This window comes from Shinella sp. 1A1, assembly GCF_055379515.1.
On record NZ_AP039671.1, the window covers coordinates 284,309 to 298,455 of the forward strand.

Sequence of the window (14,147 nt, forward strand, 5' to 3'; positions counted from 1 at the left end):
ACGGAAACATGAGCGCAGCGACGATAGAGGAAAACGAAGGGGCCGGTCCCTTCGAGGTGACGCACCGGCTGGTGCTGTCCATCGCCATTCCCATGACGCTCGGCTTCCTGACGACGCCGCTGCTCGGCCTCACCGACACGGCGGTCGCAGGCCGGCTCGGCTCGGCCGATGCGCTGGCCGGCATGGCGGTCGGCTCGGTGCTCTTCGATCTCCTGCTCGGCAGCTTCAACTTTCTGCGCGCCTCCACCACCGGGCTCGTCGCCCAGGCCTTCGGGCGCGGCGACCGGCGCGAGGAGCAGGCGGTCTACTGGCGCTCGCTCACCATCGCGCTCTGTTGCGGCCTGGCGATCGCGCTGCTTTCGCCGCTCCTGCTCTCCGCCGGCCTCTTCCTGATGGCGCCGTCGCCGGCCGTCGCCGAGGTGACCTCGACCTATTTCACCATCCGCGTGCTCGCCGCGCCCATGGCGCTCGCCAATTATGCGCTGCTCGGCTTCGTGCTCGGGCGCGGGCAGGGCATGACGGGCCTCGCCCTGCAGGCGATCATCAACGGCATCAACATCGTGCTGTCGATCACCCTCGGCCTCGGGCTCGGCTGGGGCGTCGCCGGCATCGCCTGGGGCACCTTCACCGGCGAGACGGTCGGCATGCTCGCCGGCCTCCTCATCGTCGTCACCCGTTTCGACCGGGCGCATCGCCCGGCGCGGGCGGAGATCTTCGCTCGCGCGCGCATGAAGGCGCTGTTCTCGCTCAACCGCGACATCATGATCCGCACCTTCGTGCTGATCGGCGCCTTCGCCATCATGACGCGCATCGGCTCGTCCATGGGGCCGCTGGTGCTGGCGGCCAATGCGGTGCTGATGAACATCTTCCTCGTCGCCGGCTATTATCTCGACGGCATCGCCAATGCGGCCGAGCAGCTCGTCGGCCGGGCTTTCGGCGCGAATTTCCGTCCGGCCTTCGACCGCGCCGTCCGGCTCACGTTCCTCTGGTCCTTCGGCCTCGGCATCGTGACGACGCTGCTCTTCCTTCTTTTCGGCGCGAATGTGATCGGCTTCCTGACGACGACGCAAAGCGTGCAGGCGGAGGCCGTGAAATACCTGCCCTGGGCGGCGCTGACGGCGATCACCGGCGCGCTCGCCTTCCAGATGGACGGGGTCTATATCGGCGCGACCTGGTCCTCCGCCATGCGCAACATGATGCTGGCCGCCTTCGTCGGCTATCTCGCGGCGCTCGCCCTCTTCGTGCCGCTCCTCGGCAATCACGGGCTCTGGCTCGCGCTCAATCTCTTCCTGGCGTTTCGGGGGATTTTCCTGGCGCTCCGCCTGCCGGGGCTGGCGGGGCGGCAATTCGCTTGAGGCCTTTCAGCGGACCGGCCGTTACAGGGGCTGGTCGAGCTGGGCGTCCATGTCGCGCGCGTCGAGAGGCTTTCTGGCGCGGGCAGGTTTCATCTGGGTGATGCGGTCGGGATTTTCCGCCGTCGGGTTTTCCGGCACGGTGCCGGGCGGGAGCGCATTGCGGGCGATATCGGCCTTGGCCGCCCTGTCGAGCCTTTCCTTCGGGTGAAGGTCGGGGCGCAGGATGAGGCCGCTCTTCGCATGGGGGGCGGCGTCGCCGTCCTCCTCCGCTATCTCCGCCCGGGCGCGCAGCCAGTGCGAATATTCGCGGCCCTCGGGGCGGCCTTCCGCCTCCCAGATCTCGTGGACCCTTTGCCTGATACGTTCGTCGTGATCGTTCATCGTATCGTCCCTTCCTGGCCTTTTCGGCCGTTTCGGGCGGGGTCGGCGCAGGCTACCGCGGTGCGAACCGGCTTCTGCCGAACGCTCCACCCGCAAGGGGAAAACCCCTAGCGGGAAAGTTTGGTTCCCGTGTGACGGTCAGAGGGGACGATCGGCCCAATGGGCCGTGCGCGTGCCGCAAAGCGCTGAGATGGAGGCGATCTGCTCGCGATCACAAATGCGCGAGAGGCCGTTCACGATCTCGCCCGGCAGCGTCGGGCCGGCATAGACCATGCAGGAATAGAGCTGCACGAGGTTCGCCCCGGCGCGGATCTTCTCCGCCGCCGTCTCCGCCGAGGAGACGCCGCCGACGCCGATGATCGGCAGGCGCTCGCCGACGCGCCGGCGCATCTTGGCAAGCACCACGGTCGATTTCTCGAAGAGCGGCTTTCCGGAAAGCCCGCCCGCCTCGCCGGCATGGCGGGTGTCGCGCAGCCCTTCGCGCGACAGCGTCGTGTTGGAGACGATGAGGCCGTCGAGCGGATGGGCGAGCGCCACCTCGGCGATGTCGTCGAGGCCTTCCTCGGTGAGATCGGGCGCGATCTTCAGGAAGACCGGCACCGGGCGGCCGCTGCGGGCATTCTCTTCGGCGCGAGCGGCGAGCACGGCCGACAGCAGCGCATGCAGGCTTTCCTTCGCCTGCAGGTCGCGCAGGCCCGGCGTGTTGGGCGAGGAGATGTTGGCGGTGAAATAACGCGCGACGTCGTAGAAGGTACGGATGCCGGCCACGTAATCGGCGATGCGGTCCTCGCTGTCCTTGTTGGCACCGATATTGACGCCGATCAGCGCATCGCGCCGGCAGGCCCCGAGGCGCGCGAGCGCGGCGGCATGGCCTTCATTGTTGAAGCCGAGGCGGTTGATGACGGCATCGTCTTCAATGAGGCGGAAGATGCGCGGCTTGGGATTGCCGGCCTGCGAGCGCGGCGTGACGGTGCCGATTTCCGTGAAGCCGAAGCCGAGGCGCAGCAGCGCCTCCGGCACCTCGGCATTCTTGTCATAGCCGGCGGCCATGCCGAGCGGATTGGGGAAGGCGATGCCGGCGACGGTCTGCGCCAGGCGCGGATCGGCCTTCACCGGGCAGGCCGGAACGACGCCGGCCTTCAGCGCGGCGATGGAAAGGCCGTGCGCGGTTTCGGGATCGAAGAGGAAGAGGCCCTTGCGGCCGAGGCTCGAGAGAAACGACATCAGAGGGACATCTCCGGAAACTGGTGGGCGCCGTCGGGGCCGAGCGGCAGGGGCTTTTCCCAGAGCACGGCGGAAAGCGGCAGGTCGGCATAAAGATGCGGGAAGAGATCGCCGCCGCGCGAGGGTTCGAAGACGAGCTTGTCGCCGAGCGCATCGCCATCGATGGCGATAAGGAGAAGGTCGCTCTGGCCCGCGAAATGGCGGGCGGCGGTCTCCTTCGCCTGGGCCGCGGTGGAGAAATGGATGTAGCCGTCCGCAAGGTCGATGGCCGCGCCCTTGAAAATCCCGGCGTCCTTCGCATCTTGCCACAGACTTGCCGGAACGATCTTGTAGATTGTTTTCGCCATCTCGTCCGTTCCTCCATTGGCTGCCGCGTTTGACGGTAGCGCTTGCCGCAAAGAACGGCGAATGTCCACCGGCGACAGGCCGCAAACCGGCTCTTGGAGGATTTTGCATGCGAATCTCTGCTCTGCCCCTGACCTTCGCCGCTCTCCTTCTGGCAGGCTCCGCCCATGCCGAGGGCGAGGGCCGCTACCGCATGGAGAAGACCGAGGCCGGCCTTGTGCGGCTCGACACGGTTTCCGGCGAGATATCGCTCTGCCGCGAGCAGGAGGGCCAGATCGTCTGCCGCATGGCGGCGGACGAGCGCGCGGCCTTCGAAAAGGAACTCGACCTCCTCACGAAGCGCGTCGAAGCGCTCGAAAAGGGCGCGGCGAGCGGCCTGACGGCCGCAAAACCCTCGCTCCCGTCGGACGAAGAGATTGACCGGACCATGAGCATCATGGAAAAGATGATGCAAAGGTTCATGGGCATCGTGAAGAACCTGGAGGATGGCGAGGAGGAAGCCGCCCCCGGCAAGGCAGTGCCGCAGAAGACCTGACGGGCTACCTGCGCCGGCAGAACCGTGCTGCGCCCGTCACATTCCTGGGAGGGAGCGCATGGCATCGGCACTCACGATCATCATCGCGGATGACCATCCGCTGTTCCGAGGCGCGTTGAAACAGGCGCTGACCGGAATGGCGGGCAATCCGGACATCGTCGAGGCGGGCGATTTCGAGGCGGCGCGCAAGGCGGCCGCCGCCAATCCGGGCGCCGACCTCATGCTGCTCGACCTCGCCATGCCGGGCGTCAGCGGCCTTTCCGGCCTCATTTCGCTGCGGGCCGAGTTCCAGAGCCTTCCGGTCGTCATCGTCTCGGCGAGCGACGACCCGGCCACCATTCGCCGCGCGCTCGATCTCGGCGCCTCCGGCTTCATCTCCAAGTCCGCCTCCATCGAGGATATCCGCGAGGGGATAAGCTCGGTGCTGGAGGGCAATATCTATACGCCCGGCTTCTATGTGCGCGGGCCCGAGCAGGACAGCGAGGTGGCCGACCTCATCGCCCGGCTGCGCACGCTCACCCCGCAGCAGTCGCGCGTGCTCGCCATGCTGGCCGAGGGCCTGCTCAACAAGCAGATCGCTTACGAGCTCGGCGTCTCCGAGGCGACCATCAAGGCGCATGTCTCGGCGATCCTCCTCAAGCTCAACGTCGACAGCCGCACCCAGGCGGTCATCCAGCTCGGCAAGATCGGCGCGGCGCAGGCGGCAGCGTGATCTGGATCATGCGATAAATTCTGCCAACCGGGAGCAAGCGACATTGGCGGCCTTGCGCCACTTGCGGCCATTCGATTGAAATGGCGATTGCGCGCTGAGCAGATATTTCCCGGGGCAAACCCAATGAAATTCGAAAAGTTCTTCATACCATCCGATGAACTTGGCGTCAGATTGGAGATCGTTGCCGCGAGGCCCGAAGGGGATGGTCCCTTTCCGACTGTCGTGTTCAATCACGGCTCTACCGGAAGGGGCCAGAACAGAGCTCTATATTCCAGGACTATGGTTCCGGCAGTCATAGCAGACTACTTCGTTGCGCGGGGATGGATGGCTCTGTTTCCGCAACGTCGAGGACGGGGCAAATCGGGAGGAGCATATGGCGAGGGCCTTGCTCAAGATGGCTCCGGCTATTCCTGCGACGCGGAAATCACGCTCGCCGGTTTCGAGCGGGCCGTCGATGACGTCGATGCCGTCGTGCGCCATCTGCGCGGTCGATCCGATGTAAACCAGAACCGGATGATCATCGGGGGCGTGTCACGTGGAGGCATATTGTCCATTGCCTATGCCGGGATGAGGCCAGGAATGTTCTGCGGCTGCATCAACTTTAACGGCGGGTGGTTGGGGAGGGGGTGCCTGAGTCACGAACTCGTCAATCCGCTGCTCTTCGAGCGTGGTGCACCGTCGGGAATTTCGACCCTATGGCTCCATGGCAGCTACGATCAATACTACCGGATCGCGCATTGCAGAGGGAATTTCGACCGGTTCCTGTCGGCTGGCGGGCAGGGAAAATTCGTGGCGGCGCCCATGGGGCACGCGCTGATGTTCAAGCCCGCGCTCTGGAAAGAGCATGTCGACCGGTACCTTCTTGCCTTGGGTTGAACCGCTTGAAGCCTTAACCGGTCATTGCTGATTATTCCGCCGCCTCCCGCTGCAATGCCGAAAACTGCGTCAGCCATGCCCGCATCGAGGCGGGGCGGACCGGCTTGTTCTGCACGAGGATATTGTCCCGCTCCGCCTCGGCCCGCACATCGGGCGTGCGGTCGGCGGTGACCAGCAAGGCCGGCACCTCGCGGCCGAGCGCGGCGCGGAGTTTGCCGATGGCGGAAATGCCGGTGCCGTCGTCGAGGTGGTAGTCGGCGATCACGGCGTCGATGGCCGGCGGCTCGGCGGCGGCCAGCGCCTCGACCGCCGCGACGGATTCGGCGAGCGTCACCGTGCAGCCCCAGCCAGAGAGCAGCAGCCGCATGCCGTCGAGGATCTTCGGCTCGTTGTCGATGCAGAGCACCCTGAGGCCCTTCAGCGGCTCGTCGCTGGCCGGCACGACGGCCGGCTTGTCGGCGACATGGCGGCTGGCGGCGGCATCGATCGGCACGCGCACCTTGAAGCTGGTGCCGCGTCCCGGCGTCGATTGCAGCTCGACGGGATGGGAGAGGACGCGCGAGATGCGGTCGACGATGGAAAGGCCGAGCCCGAGGCCCGGCGCGGTGCGCGCGCCCTCGTCCAGCCGGGCGAATTCCTTGAAGACGGTGCGGAATTTCGAGGCTGGGATGCCGATGCCGGAATCGAGCACCTGGATATAGGCATGCCCGCCCTTGCGCCGCACGCCAACGAGCACCTTGCCGGAATTGGTGTATTTGATGGCGTTCGAGACGAGGTTCTGCACGACGCGGCGCAGGAGATTGGGGTCCGTGCGGATGGCGAGCGAGGAGGAAAGCACGGTGAACCTGAGGTTCTTCGCACGGGCGACGGGCGCGAAATCGGTCTCGATGCGCTTCAGCAGGTCCTTGAGCGGAACCGTCTGCACGCGCGGCTTCATCGCGCCGGTATCGAGGCGGGAAATGTCGAGCACCGCGCCGAGGATCGCTTCCACCGATTCCAGCGAGGAATCGATATTGTGGATCATCGCCCGGTTCTCCGTGTCGCCCAGCCGCTCCACCAGCGAGGAGGAATAGAGCCGCGCCGCATTGAGCGGCTGGAGGATGTCGTGGCCGGCGGCGGCGAAGAAGCGCGTCTTGCTGATATTGGCCTCTTCCGCGGCGGCGCGCGCCTCGGCGAGCTCGGTGTTGACGCGGGTGAGCTCGGCGGTGCGCTGGGCGACGCGCTGCTCCAGCGTCTCGTTGACCTGCTTGAGCGCGCGGTCGGCGGCGACGCGGTCGGTGATGTCGGTATAGGTCGAGACGAACCCTTTCTCCGGCATGGCGTTGGTGCGGATTTCGATAATGCGCTCGCCGCCGGAAAGCACCAGCGCGAAGGGCTCGTCGAAGGTCATGGTGCGGACGATCGCCGCCTCCTGGTCAGCCTCGGCGATATCGCCGCGCTCGACGAGGATCTCGACGATGTCGGCCAGCGGAAAGCCGACCTGGCCGACATATTCCGGCAGGTCGAGGAGCTGGCGGAAGCGGCGGTTCCAGACGGTGAGGTTGCCCTCGCTGTCGAAGACGGCGATGCCCTGGTCCATCTGGCCGAGCGCCGTTTGCAACATGTCCTGATTGTATTGCAGGGCCTCGCTGGCCTGGTCGAGCAGCCAGTCCGTATCCGTCGGCGTGTCGTCGATACGCTGGAGCACGAGCGAGAGCACGAGGCGGGCCGAGGACGAGCCGATGGCGCTGCCGAGGAGCTGCTCGGAGAAATGCACGATGGCGGCGTCGGCCGGCGCATTATCCTCCAGCCAGCGGCCGACCTGCCGCTCATAGGTGTGGAAGGAGCGCTGCATGCGCTCTTCGCCGAGATATTTGGCGATTGTACTCTTGAGGTCCTTGACCGTCACCTTCGTGCGCCGGCCGCGGAAGGCCCTTTCGAGGCGCGGCTTGGAGCGGATGAAGGTGCCGGCCTGGAGGCGTTCCAGCGAGGTCGGGTTGCGGGTGAGCGAGCCGACGACATAGGCCCCGACATTGACCAGCATTGAGATGAGGGTGGCGTTGACCAGCGGGTCGGCGGCATCCCCGGTGAAGATGGTGGAGCCGGGGAAGAGGAAGCCGAGGATGGTTTCGGCGACATAGGCATTGTCCGCGACGCCGATGCTCGGCAGGAAGAGCAGGTAGGCCCAGACGACGAGGCCGGAGATCATGCCGGCCATGGCGCCGCGCGCATTGGCGCTGCGCCAGAAGAGGCCGCCGAGCAGCGCCGGGGCGACCTGCGCCGCCGCCGCGAAGGCGAGGAGGCCCATGGAGGCAAGGCCCGCATTGGCCGTCGCCGCGCGATAGTAGGCATAGCCGAGCAGCAGCACGAAGAAGATGGCGAGCCGGCGGATGCGCAGCAGCATGCGCGAAAGGTCGTCCTGCTGCTCGACGCCGCCGATGAGGTTGCGCCGAAGCACGACCGGGATGACGATGTCGTTCGACACCATGATGGAGAGCGCCACCGAGGCGACGATGACCATGGCGGTGGCGGCGGAGAAGCCGCCGATGAAGGCGACGAGCGTCAGCACCGGCTGGTCGAGCGCGAAGGGCAGGGTCAGCACGTAGAGATCGCCGTCGCCCTGGCCGTTGAAGGTCATCACGCCGCCGATGGCGACGGGCAGGACGAAGAGGTTGATGGCGACGAGATAGAGCGGAAAGAGGATGCCCGCCGTGCGCAGTTCGCCCGCCGTCCGGTTCTCCACCACCGTCACGTGGAACTGGCGCGGCAGCATGACGATGGCGAAGGCCGACAGCACGACGAGCAGGATCCAGCGCGCCACCGGTGTCTCGTAGGTCAGCGCCTGCATGACGCGCGGGCTTTGCGAGGCGCGCTGCCACAGGTCGCCCGGCCCGTCGAACATCACGAAGATGACGTAGAGGCCGACCGAGGCGATGGCGATGAGCTTGACCAGCGATTCCATCGAGATGGCGAGGATGAGCCCGTCCTGGTGCTCGGTCGCATCCGTGTGGCGCGTGCCGAAGACGGTGGCGAAGCAGGCGAGGAAGAGCGTCACGACCAGCGGCAGGTCGATGAGCCCGCCCGAGGCGGCGATGCCGAAGCCGGTCGTATCGACCATGGCGGCGACGGAGCTGGAGACCGCCTTCAATTGCAGCGCGATATAGGGGATGTAGCCGATTAGCGAGATCAGCGCGACGACGGCGGCGACGCCGGGGTTCTTGCCGTAGCGCGCGGCGACGAAGTCGGCGATGGAGGTGAGGCGTTCGGATTTCGCCAGCGTCACGATGCGGCGGATCAGCGGCATGCCGAGCGTGAACATCAGGATCGGGCCGATATAGATGCCGGTGAATTCCAGCCCGTTGGTGGTGGCGAGCCCCACGCCGCCGAAATAGGTCCAGGAGGTGCAATAGATGGCAAGGCTGAGCGCATAGACGAGCGGCCGGCCCTTCGACGAGCGGCCGGAATGCTTGGCCTTGCGGTCGCCGTAACTTGCGACCGCGAAGAGCAGGAGCAGGTAGGCGAGCGCCAAGGCGAATATCAGCGAGCCCGGCATGCTTCCTCCCGCAGTCCTTCGGCCTTTCCGGCGAGAATAGGCCAAAGCGGGCGGGAAGGAAATTGCGCCGAAGGTCGGGGTTGGAAATGTTCGCCTGTGCAAAGCACCCGTAGATTGGCAATTGGCAGTTTCAACCCATGAAAAACTAAATTAGTCTGCTTCGGCCTCGCAGCAACAGGAGACCCTCATGCTCAATGAGTTCAAGGCGTTTATCGCCCGCGGCAATGTCATGGACCTCGCCGTGGGTGTCATTATCGGTGCAGCCTTCAACAAGATCGTCGAATCCGTCGTGAACGATCTGGTCATGCCGATCGTCGGCGCCCTGACAGGGGGAGGTTTCGACTTTTCCAACTACTTCATCGCGCTGTCGAGCAATGTGACGGCGACGTCGCTTGCCGCCGCCCGCGAACAGGGCGCGGTCTTCGCCTACGGCAATTTCATCACCGTCCTCATCAACTTCCTCATCCTCGCCTGGATCATCTTCCTGATGATCAAGGGCGTGAACCGCATGCGCACCTCGCTGGAGAAGGAAAAGGAAGCCGGCGCCGCCGAGCCCGCCCCGCCGCCGGAAGATGTGCTGCTCCTCACGGAAATCCGCGACCTGCTCAAGAGCCGCCCTGCGGTTTGAGGTCTTCAGCACCGCGTTCAATGAAGAAAGGCCCGGTTTCCCGGGCCTTTTTGCCATGTATCAGGCCGTCGCGCCCACCGTCTTCGTCTGGTGGATCTCGACGAGGCTCGGGCCCTTGCGCCCGCCCGCCCGCTCCAGCGCCGCCGGCAGGTCCTTGACGTCCGCGAGCCGTTCGGAGGGTACGCCATAGGCGGTGCCGATGGCGATGAAGTCGGGGGCGGAGGGTTTGACGCCTTCGGGCGTGATGCCCGCGTCGATCATGTAGTTCTCGATTTCCTGGTAACCGTCATTGTTCCAGACGAGGAAGATGACGCGCGCCCCGGCATCCACCGCCGAGCCGATCTCCGACAGCGAGAACTGCAGCCCGCCGTCGCCGACGAGGCAGATGATCGGCGCATCGGGCTCGGCCAGCGCCGCGCCGACGGCGGCGGGCGGAGCGTAGCCGAGCGCGCCGTAGCCCGTCGCGGCGTTGAACCAGCTTCGCGCGCGCGGCGCGTCGCAATAGTAGTTGCCGGCATAGACGGCCTGCGTCGAATCGCCGACGACGATCGCCTTCGGCAGCGTGCGCCAGATCACGTCGAGGACGCCGATCTCCGCCTGCATCTTGGGTGTCAGCTCCTTCCACGCCGCCTTGCGGGCGGTCTCGGCGCGGGATGCGCCCTCGCTGACCGGCTTGTGCCCTTCAAGGAAGCCGAGCATGCCGGCGGCGGCCGTCTTGGCGCTGGAGAAGATGGAAAGGCTCGTCTGCGGCGTGCGGGCGAGCTGCGCGGCGTCGATATCGACGCGGATCAGCGTCTTGAGCCGCGGGAAGCCGCCGTCGACATTGATGTCGTAGTCCGTCGGGCCGAATTCCGTGCCGAAGGCGACGACGAGGTCGGCCTCGGAAAGAAGCCGCCGCACCGCCTTCAGGCTGGGGCTGGCCGGCACGCACAGGGGATGGCCGGCGAGCATGCCGCGGGCGTTGACGGTGGTGACGACCGGCGCGCCGATGCGCTCGGCAAGCGCGCGGATCTCCTCTTCCGCCGTGATCGCCCCGCCGCCGGCGAGGATGACCGGGCGCGAGGCATTGGTGCAGAGAATGGCGGCGCGCTGCAGCGTTTCCGCATCGGCGCGCGGGCGCGTCGCGACGGCGGCGGGGAAGCTGCCGGTCTCGATGGGCTTGGCCATCACGTCGGTCGGGATCTCGATATGCACCGGGCCGGGGCGGCCGGAGAGCAGCACGGCGAAGGCGCGCTCGACGACGAGCGGCAGGTCGGCGGGGTTGAGCAGCGTGTGCGAATAGAGCGCCAGCGTCTTCATCATGCCCTGCTGGTCCGGCAGCTCGTGCAGCAGGCCGCGGCCGTGGCCGAGGGAATCGCGCTTGTTGACGCCGGAGATCACCAGCATCGGCACGGAATCCTGCCGCGCCTGCGCCATCGCGGTGATGGTGTTGGTCAGGCCCGGGCCGGTGATGACGAGCGCCACGCCCGGCTTGCCGGAAACGCGCGCATAGCCGTCGGCCATGAAGCCCGCGCCCTGTTCGTGGCGCGGCGTGATGTGGCGGATCTTCGAGGCGGCAAGGCCCCGGTAAAGTTCGACCGTGTGCACGCCCGGAATGCCGAACACCACCTCGACGCCGTTGGCTTCCAAAAGGTCGACGAGGACTTCACCGACTGTCTTCGTGGTCATGCGTAGCGCTCCTTGGGGCTCGTGGCACGGGTGGCAAGCGCGGTAATGCGCCGGCACGCCTCGTCGATATGGGTGTCCGGAACGGTGAGGCTGAGGCGGATGAAGCCTTCCGCTTGCTCGCCGAAGGAGGAGCCGGGCATCGTCGCCACGAATTCCTCGCGCAGCAGCGCCCAGGCGAAATCCTCGCCGCTCATGCCGGTCTGCGAGACGTCGACCACGATGAACATGCCGGCTTCCGGCGGCAGCGGCACGAGGCCGGGCGCGCGGGAAAGCGCATCGGCAAAGCGCGCGGCGCGCGCCTGATAGCTCCGGCGCATGGTGGCGGCGGTCGCGATGGGATTGTCGAGCGCATAGGCCGTCATGTCGGCGATGAAGGGCTGGCCGCCGAACAGCATGGTCTCGGATACGGCGAGCAGCCGCGCGCAGAACTCCGCCGGGCCGATCGCCCAGCCGCTGCGGAAGCCCGGCGCGGCATGCGACTTGGAGATGGAGGAGACGACGACGGTGCGCTCGGCAAGGTCCTCATTGTCGAAGGGCGAGGCGAAAGTGCCGTGGAAGACGAGCTGCTCGTAGACCTCGTCGCAGACGATCCAGAGGTCGTGGCGGCGGCAGACGGCGCCGATCTCGGCGATCTCCTCCGCCGTCAGCACGGCGCCGGTCGGGTTGTGCGGCGTGTTGAGCAGCAGCACGCGGCATTCCGGCGTGATGGCGGCTTCGAGGTCGGCCGCCTTCATGTGGAATCCGTTTTCCGGGCGCAGCGGCACGGGCACGCAGCTTGCGCCCGTCGCACGGATGACGCCCTCGTAGCTGGCATAGAGCGGATCGCCGACGAGCACCGCATCGCCCGCCTCCACGAGGCCGAGCATCACGGCGAAGAGGGCGGTCTGGGTGCCGGGAAAGCACAGGACATTCTCCGCGGTCACGTCGCCGCGGCGCTTCTGGTACTTGCGCACCAGCGCACCGACGACGGCCGGCTCGCCCCGGCCGTTGGAATAGCGGTAGCGGCCCGCATGCATGGCACGGATGGCTTCGGCGAGCAGCGTCGGGTCGGGCGCCACGTCCGGCTCGCCGATGGTCAGCTCGATGACGGGCTTGCCCTCGGCCTTCATGCGCCGCGCTTCGGCATGGATGGCCCATTTCTCCGAGCCGAGATTTTGAAGCCGGTTTGTGATGGATGCATAGCGCATGGCCGTCCTCCCTGGAAAATGTTCGTTTAGCCCGTCGCGGGCCTGAAGGTCAGTCCGAGAAGCGTCTCGATGGTGGAGAGCGCGATCTCGACGAGTTCGCTTTCGCCGAAGAGCTCGCCGGCAAGGCAGCCCTCCAGCCACAGGCCGTCGAGCAGGCCGTTGATGGCGATGGCGAGCCGTCGGCAGCGCTCCGGCGAGGCGTCGACGCCGCGCTCGGCAAGGAAATCCGCGAGCAGCGCTTCCAGCGCGTTGCGGAAGCCGAGATAGCCTTCGCGGTGGATCGCGGCAAGCTCGGGATCGACGCTGACGCGGCTGATGAACGACGCCCAGAGCGAAAGGCTGCGGCTGTTGGCGACCGGCTCCGTCAGGTTGATGACGATGAAATCGCGCAGCCGTGTTTCCGGATCGCCCGTCACCCGCTCGGCCTTCTCGGTGAGCCGGGCGATGACGACGCGGTAGGCTTCCTGCAGGATATGTTCCTTGGACTGGAAGTAGTGCCGGATGAGGCCCGCCGTGACGCCCGCCTTGATGGCGATCTGCCGGACCGTCGCGCCCTCGAGGCCATATTCCGCGATGCAGTCGAGCGTCGCCTCGATCAGGTCGTGGCGGCGTTCGGCTTCGGGAGCGCGATGGAAGGTCCGGCGGGCCATTTCTTCTCCTGGTTTCAACGCAATTCCGGACGCAAAACCGCTTTACACTTTTGCTGGAATTGCTTTACGCCGCCCGGCGCAGCACCGGCCGCGTCAGGCAGGTCGGGCCGCCCTCGCAGGCGATGCAGAGTGCGTCGGCCTCGAAGGTCTCGACCTTGCAGCCGGCCGCTTCCATCGCCGCCCTGGTGGCCGGGAAGCCTTCCACCATGATGACCTCGTGGGGCCGCGTCGGCAGCACGTTGAGCGACAGGCCGTTGCTGGCGTGGAACTCTTCCGCCGGGGCCTCGATGAGGCGCACGCCGCGCTTCTTCAGCATCTGGTAGAAGGCGGCCGGCAGGAGAGGCGCGAAGACGAGAGCGAGGTCCTCGGCAAGCGGGCTCATCACGCTCATCAGGTGGAGGCAGGCCTCCTCGCCCTGCCAGAGCGGCAGGTCGTAGGCGAGCACGCTGACGCCGTGCGGCGCGAGCATCCGCGTCAACTGGTCGATGCCTTCCTGGTTGGTGCGCACGCCGCGGCCGACGACGAGGGTCTTCGCGTCGAGCCAGATGCAGTCGCCGCCCTCGACGGTGCCGTCGCCCTCGATGCGGCCGAGGATCGGGATCTGCCGCTCGGCATAGGCCTTTTCATGCAGGGCCGTTTCGGAAACGCGCAGCGGCTTGCCCATGCGCAGGAGGATCGCGCCGTGGTCGGACATCAGCGACGGGTCGTGCGTGAACATGGCGTCGGCGAGGCCATCGCCCTCGTCCTCCAGCCAGATGATCTCGGTGCCGGACTTTTCCACCAGCTCGGCAAAGGCCTTGTACTGGTGGACGGCGCGCGCGCCGTCGAAGGTCGGGCCGTAGTGCCACTTGGACGGGTCGGCGGCCTTCAGGCTTGCGCCCGGCCGGCGCATCAGCACGCGCAACAGAGGGGCCGACATTTCCTGCGAACCGTAGGCGGTCATTCAATGCTCCTCAAAGGAAATTCATCTTGGACGGGCGCTGCCGGAAAAGTCAGCGATACGATTATTATACGCTTGAATAATTTCTTAACAAGTGCCACGATGGCTTCAACA

Annotated in this window: 13 protein-coding genes; 5 read left to right on the forward strand and 8 right to left on the reverse strand. The window is 66.4% G+C overall.

What is annotated here, in order from left to right; translation table 11 throughout:
- Window positions 1-8: 8 nt before the first annotated feature.
- Complete coding sequence (locus ACZ48C_RS01405) at window positions 9-1,355, forward strand: MATE family efflux transporter (RefSeq protein WP_464781960.1); 1,347 nt, start codon at window positions 9-11, stop codon at window positions 1,353-1,355.
- Between the two features lie 21 nt (window positions 1,356-1,376).
- On the opposite strand, the gene ACZ48C_RS01410 is transcribed toward ACZ48C_RS01405, so the two are convergent.
- The 3 genes from ACZ48C_RS01410 to ACZ48C_RS01420 all read right to left on the reverse strand — a co-directional run bounded on the left by ACZ48C_RS01410 (window position 1,377) and on the right by ACZ48C_RS01420 (window position 3,307).
- Window positions 1,377-1,736 carry a DUF2934 domain-containing protein gene (locus tag ACZ48C_RS01410; protein WP_464781961.1) on the reverse strand — a complete coding sequence of 120 codons (360 nt, stop codon included), beginning with the start codon at window positions 1,734-1,736 and terminating at the stop codon, window positions 1,377-1,379.
- A gap of 138 nt (window positions 1,737-1,874) precedes the next feature.
- Entirely contained in the window at window positions 1,875-2,960 is a 1,086-nt protein-coding gene (locus ACZ48C_RS01415) for a quinone-dependent dihydroorotate dehydrogenase (protein ID WP_464781962.1), read from the reverse strand.
- A complete protein-coding gene (locus ACZ48C_RS01420) occupies window positions 2,960-3,307 on the reverse strand; it encodes a DUF952 domain-containing protein (protein WP_464781963.1) in 348 nt (115 codons plus the stop codon). Before ACZ48C_RS01420 ends, ACZ48C_RS01415 begins: the two co-directional genes overlap by 1 nt.
- A 107-nt stretch (window positions 3,308-3,414) precedes the next feature.
- Between ACZ48C_RS01420 and ACZ48C_RS01425 the strand changes: the two genes are divergently transcribed.
- From ACZ48C_RS01425 to ACZ48C_RS01435, 3 genes are all read left to right on the forward strand, one after another.
- Window positions 3,415-3,840, forward strand: coding sequence for a hypothetical protein (locus tag ACZ48C_RS01425; RefSeq protein WP_313194556.1), 426 nt, complete (start codon window positions 3,415-3,417; stop codon window positions 3,838-3,840).
- A gap of 58 nt (window positions 3,841-3,898) precedes the next feature.
- Entirely contained in the window at window positions 3,899-4,552 is a 654-nt protein-coding gene (locus ACZ48C_RS01430) for a response regulator transcription factor (RefSeq protein ID WP_318910827.1), read from the forward strand.
- A gap of 123 nt (window positions 4,553-4,675) precedes the next feature.
- On the forward strand, window positions 4,676-5,428 hold the full coding sequence (locus ACZ48C_RS01435; protein WP_464781964.1) for an alpha/beta hydrolase family protein: 753 nt from the start codon (window positions 4,676-4,678) through the stop codon (window positions 5,426-5,428).
- A gap of 31 nt (window positions 5,429-5,459) precedes the next feature.
- Here the strand turns inward: ACZ48C_RS01435 and ACZ48C_RS01440 are convergent, their stop codons facing one another.
- A complete protein-coding gene (locus ACZ48C_RS01440; RefSeq protein WP_464781965.1) occupies window positions 5,460-8,960 on the reverse strand; it encodes a hybrid sensor histidine kinase/response regulator in 3,501 nt (1,166 codons plus the stop codon).
- Between the two features lie 187 nt (window positions 8,961-9,147).
- On the opposite strand from ACZ48C_RS01440, the gene mscL reads away from it, so the two are divergent.
- Window positions 9,148-9,588, forward strand: coding sequence for a large conductance mechanosensitive channel protein MscL (mscL, locus tag ACZ48C_RS01445; protein WP_119257561.1), 441 nt, complete (start codon window positions 9,148-9,150; stop codon window positions 9,586-9,588).
- A 60-nt stretch (window positions 9,589-9,648) separates the two neighbouring features.
- On the opposite strand, the gene ACZ48C_RS01450 is transcribed toward mscL, so the two are convergent.
- The 4 genes from ACZ48C_RS01450 to ACZ48C_RS01465 form a co-directional block, all read right to left on the reverse strand.
- Window positions 9,649-11,256 (reverse strand): 5-guanidino-2-oxopentanoate decarboxylase, encoded by a 1,608-nt coding sequence (locus ACZ48C_RS01450; RefSeq protein WP_454630744.1) that lies wholly within the window; start codon window positions 11,254-11,256, stop codon window positions 9,649-9,651.
- The gene (locus tag ACZ48C_RS01455; RefSeq protein ID WP_464781966.1) at window positions 11,253-12,443 is read right to left on the reverse strand and encodes a pyridoxal phosphate-dependent aminotransferase; all 1,191 of its coding nucleotides are present in this window, start codon (window positions 12,441-12,443) and stop codon (window positions 11,253-11,255) included. The genes ACZ48C_RS01450 and ACZ48C_RS01455 overlap by 4 nt, the downstream gene beginning before the upstream one ends.
- Window positions 12,444-12,469: 26 nt before the next feature.
- Window positions 12,470-13,093, reverse strand: a complete 624-nt coding sequence (locus ACZ48C_RS01460) for a TetR family transcriptional regulator C-terminal domain-containing protein (RefSeq protein ID WP_119257564.1) — start codon at window positions 13,091-13,093, stop codon at window positions 12,470-12,472.
- 64 nt (window positions 13,094-13,157) lie between these two features.
- Window positions 13,158-14,036: a dimethylarginine dimethylaminohydrolase family protein gene (locus tag ACZ48C_RS01465; protein ID WP_454630749.1), complete on the reverse strand. Its 879-nt coding sequence runs from the start codon at window positions 14,034-14,036 to the stop codon at window positions 13,158-13,160.
- Window positions 14,037-14,147: the final 111 nt, after the last annotated feature.

Bases quoted from the DNA above. Each gene is read 5' to 3' on its own strand.
- ACZ48C_RS01405 (WP_464781960.1), top strand. From the start codon at position 9: ATGAGCGCAGCGACGATAGAGGAAAACGAAGGGGCCGGTCCCTTCGAG.
- ACZ48C_RS01410 (WP_464781961.1), bottom strand. From the start codon at position 1,736: ATGAACGATCACGACGAACGTATCAGGCAAAGGGTCCACGAGATCTGG.
- ACZ48C_RS01415 (WP_464781962.1), bottom strand. From the start codon at position 2,960: ATGTCGTTTCTCTCGAGCCTCGGCCGCAAGGGCCTCTTCCTCTTCGAT.
- ACZ48C_RS01420 (WP_464781963.1), bottom strand. From the start codon at position 3,307: ATGGCGAAAACAATCTACAAGATCGTTCCGGCAAGTCTGTGGCAAGAT.
- ACZ48C_RS01425 (WP_313194556.1), top strand. From the start codon at position 3,415: ATGCGAATCTCTGCTCTGCCCCTGACCTTCGCCGCTCTCCTTCTGGCA.
- ACZ48C_RS01430 (WP_318910827.1), top strand. From the start codon at position 3,899: ATGGCATCGGCACTCACGATCATCATCGCGGATGACCATCCGCTGTTC.
- ACZ48C_RS01435 (WP_464781964.1), top strand. From the start codon at position 4,676: ATGAAATTCGAAAAGTTCTTCATACCATCCGATGAACTTGGCGTCAGA.
- ACZ48C_RS01440 (WP_464781965.1), bottom strand. From the start codon at position 8,960: ATGCCGGGCTCGCTGATATTCGCCTTGGCGCTCGCCTACCTGCTCCTG.
- mscL (WP_119257561.1), top strand. From the start codon at position 9,148: ATGCTCAATGAGTTCAAGGCGTTTATCGCCCGCGGCAATGTCATGGAC.
- ACZ48C_RS01450 (WP_454630744.1), bottom strand. From the start codon at position 11,256: ATGACCACGAAGACAGTCGGTGAAGTCCTCGTCGACCTTTTGGAAGCC.
- ACZ48C_RS01455 (WP_464781966.1), bottom strand. From the start codon at position 12,443: ATGCGCTATGCATCCATCACAAACCGGCTTCAAAATCTCGGCTCGGAG.
- ACZ48C_RS01460 (WP_119257564.1), bottom strand. From the start codon at position 13,093: ATGGCCCGCCGGACCTTCCATCGCGCTCCCGAAGCCGAACGCCGCCAC.
- ACZ48C_RS01465 (WP_454630749.1), bottom strand. From the start codon at position 14,036: ATGACCGCCTACGGTTCGCAGGAAATGTCGGCCCCTCTGTTGCGCGTG.